6 protein-coding genes are annotated in these 8396 nt (G+C 40.4%); 3 read left to right on the forward strand and 3 right to left on the reverse strand.

Going from position 1 to position 8396, the window contains the following annotated elements; genetic code table 11:
- Positions 1 to 82: 82 nt before the first annotated feature.
- From AC58UU_RS11145 to AC58UU_RS11155, 3 genes are all read right to left on the reverse strand, one after another.
- Positions 83 to 1513, reverse strand: a complete 1431-nt coding sequence (locus AC58UU_RS11145; RefSeq protein ID WP_497315529.1) for a SpoVR family protein — start codon at positions 1511 to 1513, stop codon at positions 83 to 85.
- Complete coding sequence (gene yhbH / locus AC58UU_RS11150; protein ID WP_497315531.1) at positions 1510 to 2667, reverse strand: sporulation protein YhbH; 1158 nt, start codon at positions 2665 to 2667, stop codon at positions 1510 to 1512. Before yhbH ends, AC58UU_RS11145 begins: the two co-directional genes overlap by 4 nt.
- A gap of 237 nt (positions 2668 to 2904) precedes the next feature.
- A complete protein-coding gene (locus AC58UU_RS11155) occupies positions 2905 to 4476 on the reverse strand; it encodes an alpha/beta hydrolase (protein ID WP_497315533.1) in 1572 nt (523 codons plus the stop codon).
- A gap of 172 nt (positions 4477 to 4648) precedes the next feature.
- Here AC58UU_RS11155 and secA point away from each other — a divergent pair, with 172 nt between their 5' ends.
- The 3 genes from secA to AC58UU_RS11170 form a co-directional block, all read left to right on the forward strand.
- The gene (secA, locus tag AC58UU_RS11160) at positions 4649 to 7006 is read left to right on the forward strand and encodes a preprotein translocase subunit SecA (RefSeq protein ID WP_497315535.1); all 2358 of its coding nucleotides are present in this window, start codon (positions 4649 to 4651) and stop codon (positions 7004 to 7006) included.
- Between the two features lie 15 nt (positions 7007 to 7021).
- Positions 7022 to 7450: a hypothetical protein gene (locus AC58UU_RS11165; protein ID WP_497315537.1), complete on the forward strand. Its 429-nt coding sequence runs from the start codon at positions 7022 to 7024 to the stop codon at positions 7448 to 7450.
- Positions 7451 to 7521: 71 nt separating this feature from the next.
- Positions 7522 to 8396: immunoglobulin-like domain-containing protein (locus tag AC58UU_RS11170; protein WP_497315539.1), on the forward strand; the 875-nt coding region annotated here is incomplete at its 3' end.

The raw sequence follows: 8396 nt of genomic DNA on the forward strand, positions 1-8396 counted from the left end.
CTAGTTCTGTCGAGGCTCGGGTAAATAAAACACGTGCAAATAGAGGCCGCTTGAACCACTCCGTTCAAGCAGCCTCTTTGCATTAGAGAAAACGGCGATGATGCTTTTTACCGTCATAGGTGAACAAAACCGGCTTATCTTCGACGATGGTATGCATATGAATAGACTTGCCCCAAAGCTTGTAAATGTAGGGGAGCGTTCGCTCGACATACTTGAGATCAAGTTCGACCCCTTCGAAAGCGTGCTTCAAATACAATTCGCCGCTGCGCTGGTAATCCCCGTCTTCCACGACGATGTAGGGGAAACCACCATTTACTCTGGAATAAATAAGTTGGTCCCGCGTGTTTTCCCAAGTTTTATCCGTAATTTTCCATTCCGGACCTTTCTTTTCAAACACGTACAGATCTAATTCTTCCACCAGAGGTTTGTTCAAATAATTCCGGATAAAAGAGGTATCCGATTCGTATTCGCGGACTTCGAAGATTTTGGCACGACCATTCCCAGGTTTGCGCCCATGCCTTCTTATTTCTTCATCCGTCGGATTGTCCCAGTGCTTCTCGATATCTTCATAGATTTTGAGCCCGAGATAATAAGGATTTAAGGTATGACGGGACGGAACCACGACCGAGGAGTTGAGCTTGGAGTACTCAATCGTCTCCTCTTCAGTCAAATCCAGCTCGCGCAGTATGCGTTGGTGCCAGTAGGAAGCCCAGCCTTCGTTCATGATTTTCGTTTCAAGCTGCGGCCAGAAATAAAGCATTTCATCGCGGAGCATCGTCAGAATATCCCGCTGCCATTCTTCCATATAGGGGGCATTCTCCTCGATGAAGAGCAAAATATCTTTTTCAGGTTGAGGCGGAAAGCGTTTGTTTTCTTCCTTTTCAGGCGCTGGGGGTTTGTTCTTAACATCTAAATCCCATATATCCTCATATCCATAGGTTGCTACGGAACGTGCGGCTGGTGTGGAGGCTTTATGGGTTTCCTGACGCTTACGCGTCTGTCGATAGGATAGGGTCAGCACAGGATCAATGTGTTCCTGAATAGCTAGCACGGCGTCAATGAATTGCTCGACTTCGTCAATGCCATGTTCGATTTCATATTGCCGAATTCTTTCGGCGGTAGCGGACATACTTTCTACCATATTGCGGTTCGTGTTTGCGAAACGGGCGTTATTTTTGAAAAAATCACAATGGGCAAGAACGTGTGCGACGATCAGTTTATTCTGAATGAGAGAATTTCCATCTAACAAGAAGGCATAGCAGGGGTCAGAATTTATAACTAATTCGTAAATTTTACTTAACCCGAAATCATACTGTGTTTTCATTCGATGGAAATTTTTACCGAAACTCCAGTGACTGTAACGCGTCGGCATCCCATAGGCACCGAAGGTGTATATAATTTCTGCGGGGCAGATTTCATACCTCATCGGGAAGAAATCAAGTCCAAAACCTTTAGCAATTTCCGTTATTTCATCAATGGCGTATTCGAGCTTTTGGATTTCGGATTTACTCACTGAACAGCCACCCCTTCCTGCTTTGTAAAAAAGGTTTTCAGTGCTTTGTACACTTCACCTTTCTCACGAATGACATAATGAAGAAATTTAGGATCATGAATATGGCGGAAAGCGGACATGAGTGTACTGCTGCGATTGTACTGGTTAACTTCTCCATAACCGAACATGTTGGAGCGCTCCATTAACTGCGTAATAAGCTTCACACAGCGTTCGTTGTCTGACGTCAAATTATCGCCATCGGAGAAATGAAACGGATAAATATTAAATTGTGACGGTGGATACCGTTTGTCGATAATATCAATCGCTGCTTGGTAAGCCGAAGAACAAATCGTACCTCCGCTTTCGCCTTTGGTGAAAAACTCTTCCTCTGTGACCTCTTTAGCTTCGGTATGGTGAGAAATAAAAACAATCTCTACATTCTCATACTTCGTGCGCAGGAAACGCGTCATCCAGAAAAAGAAGCTGCGGGCAATATATTTCTCAAAGGAACCCATGGAACCGGAGGTATCCATCATCGCAATAATGAGCGCATTCGAGTGAGGCTTCTCGATCTCTTCCCACGTTTTGAAACGAAGGTCATCAGGGCTGATATGATGGATCCCAGGGGAGCTCGAGCGCGAATTACGGCGCATATTTTCCAATATTGTTCGTTTCTTATCGATGTTGGACATAATCCCTTTTTTGCGGATATCGTTGAAAATCACTTCCGTCGTGGTCATATTGCGCTTATCTTTTTTCTGCAAATTGGGCAGCTCCAGCTCAGAGAATAACATGGCTTGCAGTTCCTCCATGCTCACTTCCGCTTCATAGTAATCTTCGCCAGCTTGATCGCCTGCACCCTCACCTTTCCCAGGGCCTTGGGCTGGCTGCGGATCTGTGCCCAACACATCGCCTACCTGAGAATCCCCGTCTCCCTGACCAACATGTTTTCCTTTACTAAAGTTATAGCGGAATCGGTATTCATCCAGACTCTTAATAGGTACTTTCACGACCTGCTTTCCATTGGACATGACAATACTTTCGTCGGTAACCAGATCGGGAAGATTCTGTTTAATGGCTTCTTTCACCTTCTCTTGGTGCCTGGTCTGATCCTGATATCCTTTGCGATGCAAGGACCAATCCTCTTTGGAAACGATAAAAAGGGGTTCTGTCATGAGGAAACCTCCTTAGATGCTTTATGGCAAGCTTAACGCTGAGTGGACATGGGTAAAAAGGGCTTGTTACTAAATATATTCAAGCGAAACGAGGATATGTGAAAGGGAATGGGAATTTTGCGATCCATTTTATGCAGATTAGGTACTCGTTTCGGTCATCTTGGCAAGAAGTATTGCCTCTTATAATAAAAAAATGCCCAATCTCCGAAGGGAGATTAAGCAGACTAGGACGAGTTATTATAAGGTTAATTCTTGAAGAACCGCCTGTTTCTTCATTTCCCACTCATAGGTGTTACATTGTTTGCCAGACTTTAGTAACAGTTCAATCATCCAATCGTAGTATCTGAGTTCATGCTTCCTGAAGAATATGGCATAACTAACGAAACTCATTGCTTTCTCATAGTTTATTCTTTCTTGGTGAAATAATATGAAATCTTCTGTTAATTTGAGCAGTTTTCTTTCAATATTGTCCCTTAAGGTTAAAATCCAATTATCATAATAGCCTCTAAGCCAATCAAAAGGTAAATTTTCTAGGATATCTAAAAACATTTTTTCCCTTTTCTTGGGAGACTCTTCGTTAGCCACTTGTTGAAGCATCTCAATAAAATTACTTAAGTCACTTTGGATTTCACCCTTAAGATAAATGTGTTCTCTGTCTGTGAGTAGAAAACTAAATTGGTCCGTACAAATTAATTTGTTCAAATAATTAAGTGATACCCTGAGATTATTTTGAGCTTTACTTATTTCGAGATCTGGCCAAAATTCATCATAAAGTTCTTCACGTGTGGATGTGGGGTGCAAAAGTAGATAGATAAGTATTTTTTTTGCATTTCTTTTATTCCATCCCTCCAGAACTTCTGTATCATTAATGTAAACTCGAAAGGTCGATAAGACCTGAATTTTCAAAGTGCCTATTTGTTCTTTCTTTTGTTCACGGTTTTTAATTATTTCAATTAATTCTTCTTTTGTATCAATAAGCAATGGATCATTATATTCAGTGTAAGGTGTTGCTAGATCTTGTGATTGTAAAAATTCAATGATCTTTTGAGCGGTTTCCTGTGGTTGATCAATAAAAGTTACATTTGAAGAGTTAGCAATCGTGATAAAGGTTGATTTAGGAATTAAGCTGGACATAGCTCCTGATAAATAAGGTTGTAGTAACGTATCTAAGGATCCTGCTATGACCAGCGTTGGTACATGGAGCTGTGAAAAATCATCCAATGATGGTCTTGCATCAACAAATAAGTGCATAAGTTCAAAATATTTGGTGACTTTAACTCGTTGGTACGCATTGTGAAGTAAATGAACTTCTTGCGAATCAGATGGTTTATTTGTAATCGTTTTAACTAAAGGAGAGGATAAAGGCTCAATAGATGTTCCGCTAGCAAGGGACTGACGGAATTCAACTGATTTCTCGAGTACATTTTGCGAATAAACTCCGGGTGTGGAAATAAGCGTTAGTGATATGATAGAGTTTACATTTTTTAGAGAGTAGTATATTCCGATAATGCCCCCAATCGCATGCCCGACTAGATGAAAACACTTCATTTTTAAATCCGAAATAACTTCATTTAGATCCTCACACATTAAATCCCAAGTAAAAGGGATGTCCTCTGCCGCAGTTAATCCATGTCCCCTTAAATCGTACAGGACAATATTATATTCTTCTTTTATTAAAGGGATAATGTATTTCCAGGTTGTTAGATCTAAGCCTAAGCCATGTATAAATACAATATATTCTGCGTCTGGTTTATCAGATAAGTGAATTTCTCGATTAATTGTCACGACATTATTTTGCAAGTTATTCAAGATGCCTCCGAAAAATGGAATATTATTGTAATGATAGTGTAATGGTGGAATTGGTAGTATTGTACTATAGATATGACAAAATAACTAATATTTCACCAACTTTTAATATTTTATTATTCGTTTTTAGGCGTTTAATGAGTTTAAAGACCTAATTTACTAGAGGGGATTTATTTTGAAAAATTACTTTTATCAATGGTTAGGTAATAAGGACTATCGGGAAATCAATAGGATTAAAACATATATTTTGCCTAAAATTAATGGCTATTCAAATTTATATCAAAAAATCGAAAATCTAAATGAAATTCATAATGAGATACAAAACAAAATACAAAGAGTTGATATGAATCAGGAACTGCGCATTCAAGCCTTTGCTCTTGTTAAAGAAGTTGTCAGAAGAGTAAATAAAATATCCATGCATGATGTCCAGCTAATCGGGGCGTGGATTTTATGTGATGGGAAAATATCTGAGATGATGACCGGAGAAGGGAAAACCCTTGTATCCCTTATACCTGCATATTGGTTTGCTTTGCAACGTAAGGGAGTACATATGATTACTGTTAATGAATATTTGGCTAAACGTGATTACGAAATAATGAATGCCGTATTTCAACATCTTGGATTGTCGGTTGGACTGAACACTGCGTGTCTGAGTGAACAGGAGAAAAAAGCAGCGTACTTACAAGATATTACCTATGGAACCTGTACGGAATTCGGGTTTGATTATTTACGGGATCAAATGGTTATGAATCTAAATCAAAGGGTACAAAGAGAGCTTTCTTTTGCCATTATTGATGAAGTAGACAGTATTTTGATCGACGAAGCGAGAACGCCGCTCATTATTGCCGGTAAAACGAAAGCAGCACCGGATCTTTATTTTGTTTGTGCCAGATTTGTAAAAGGGCTAAAAGAAGAACGTGACTATGAGGTTGATTGGCAAACGAATCAGGTTATGTTTACGGAAATGGCTATAAAGAAAATAGAAGCTACCTTCATGATAGAGAATCTTTACGAGATTGAGCATACGACCGTCTATCATTATTTATTACAGAGTCTTAGGGCGAAGGTATTGATGCAAAGAGATGTGGATTATATTGTATCGGATTCTAAGGTGCACATTATAGATGCGTTTACAGGGCGTATTCTTGAAGGGCGACAGTTTAGTGAGGGGTTACATCAAGCGATTGAAGCCAAAGAGAATGTAACGCTAAGTGAAGAAAACCGCACTCATGCGACGATTACTATCCAGAAATTTTTTGGATTATATAAGCAAATTGTAGGAATGACGGGTACGATCAAAACAGCTGAAGAGGAAATGAAGCACATTTATGGATTAGAAGTGGTTTCGGTTCCTACGCATACACCTGTCATTCGACAGGATTACGATGACGTTATCTATCTAACCAAAAATGCCAAATATGAGAGAGTCATTACGGAGATCCAATATAGGCACGGTCAAGGTCAGCCTGTTCTTGTCGGAACTACATCGGTTCAACAATCAGAATACATTGCTAACAGGCTTGCTGAATTGAAACTTCCTCACCAGGTGCTTAATGCTAAATCTGAAAAAGAAGAATCAGAAACGATAGCGAGAGCTGGCTTAAAAGGGGCCATAACAATAGCTACCAATATGGCTGGTAGAGGAACGGATATTCGTTTGGCGGAGGGCGTTGCCGAACTGGGTGGGCTGCATGTCATTGGGACTGAACGTCATGAAAGTCGTCGTGTCGACAACCAGCTGCGCGGTCGCTCTGGAAGGCAGGGTGATCCAGGTTCTTCACAGTTCTTTCTCTCTTTGGAGGATGATCTCGTTGAGAGATTTGCATCTGATGAAGTCGAGGATATGCGAGGGAAATGGTTTTGGGGTACTGAGGGTTGTTCAGGCGGTAAGATTCAGGCTTTTATGGAGAATGTGCAAAAAAGCGTGGAGCAACAAATGCTTGCTATCCGATCGATGGTATTTCGCTTGGATGCTATTGTACATGAGCAGCGTCAGTCTTTCTATAAACAGAGAAATGAAGTGCTTGATGATAAGGGAATGTCTAATTTACTCTTTCAAACAGTTACATCTTACCTGAAAAAGTTAATTGACAAGTATTATCACGAAAATAGTGCGCCTGAAGAATGGGATATCTTGCAATTAAAACGAGAAGTAGGAGATGTTGTTTTTTTCTCAATTGATCCAAATCTCTTAGTTGGAAGACGAGATATCATCAAAAATCTTATTGATCAATGGACAGTTAGTTGGAATGAAATGCAAAACGATCACTTGAAATTAAATGGGGATCAAATTTGGAGAGATTACTATATCCAAACCATTGATCGTTATTGGTTAGAACACTTGGAAACTTTGCAGCAATTGAAACAAAGCATACATTATCAAGCTTATGCTCAGAAAGATCCGGTACAAGCTTATCAGGATGAGGCATGGAGATTATTTGAAAGTATGGGGAATTACATCATTCAAACAATTAGTCAAAAAGTCATTAAAGAAGTAAATGACGTTAAGATGAAAAGCCTAATTACAAATTAAGTAAGGTGGACAAGCATGATAAAGCATAAGGGCTTTTTTGCACGGTTACATGAGCGCTTTTTAGGGCTAGAAACGAATGGGGTGAGGGATGAGTTAATGATCGCCGAGCCTGAAGAGTCATTTGAAGATGAAATTGCTCAAACGATCGATAAAATTCAGCTTGATGAACAGCTGCGGGTGATTCGTATTGTTAACGACTATGTGGAACAATTCATTATACCCGGATTAAAGAAGGATTCTGCCTGGAGTAAAGGCTTTGCTTTACAAAACAAAATTTTTGTCACGTTAGGTGATGAGCCCGTTTACCGTTGTAATATGGATTATTTCTATCAGGATTCCGTCACAGGTGAGAAAAAGATCCTCTATGTAGTCACTCTAGTTCGCTTTGTTGACGAGGATTGGCGGATTTTCCAAGTGAAAGGGGTGATGCCTTCACCAGGTTAGGATATCTAATTGGGTTGAGGTTTTATCATCTATTCACAAAAATGAACGACAGAGAGAGGTAGAGAAGAAACATGGCAAAGAAGAAAAGTGAAAACAAAGTACTATTAGGTAAAAAACAAATAGCTAGAATGATGGCTGTTACGATGGCGGTTACGCCTGTGGTTGCGGTTGTGCCTAGTATGGTTAGTGCGTCTAGTGAGCCAGTCATTACACTGGTAGGTAGTGCAACAGTGAACTTAACGGTGGGAGATACATATACAGATGCTGGTGTAACAGCTACAGATGATGTAGATGGCGATCTTACAGGAAGCGTAGTTAAGGCTGGAGATACAGTAAACACAAGTGCAGCAGGAACATACGTAATAACGTACAACGTGAGTGATGCAGCAGGACATGCAGCCACAGAAGTAACAAGAACAGTAATTGTAGCAGCAGCGACAGATACAACTGCCCCAGTTATAACTCTAGTAGGTAGTGCAACAGTGAACTTAACGGTGGGAGATACATTTACAGATGCAGGTGTAACAGCTATAGACGATGTAGATGGCGATCTTACAGGAAGCGTAGTTAAGGCTGGAGATATAGTAAACACAAGTGCAGCGGGAACATATGTAATAACGTACAACGTGAGTGATGCAGCAGGACATGCAGCTACAGAAGTAACGAGAACAGTAATAGTAGCAGCAGCGACAGATGTAACTGCCCCAGTCATTACTCTGGTAGGTAGTGCAACAGTGAACTTAACGGTGGGAGATACATATACAGATGCAGGTGTAACAGCTACAGACGATGTAGATGGCGATCTTACAGGAAGCGTAGTTAAGGCTGGAGATACAGTAAACACAAGTGCAGCGGGAACATATGTAATAACGTACAACGTGAGTGATGCAGCAGGACATGCAGCTACAGAAGTAACGAGAACAGTAATAGTAGCAGCAGCGACAGA

This window comes from Paenibacillus sp. JT22N1, from assembly GCF_059692155.1.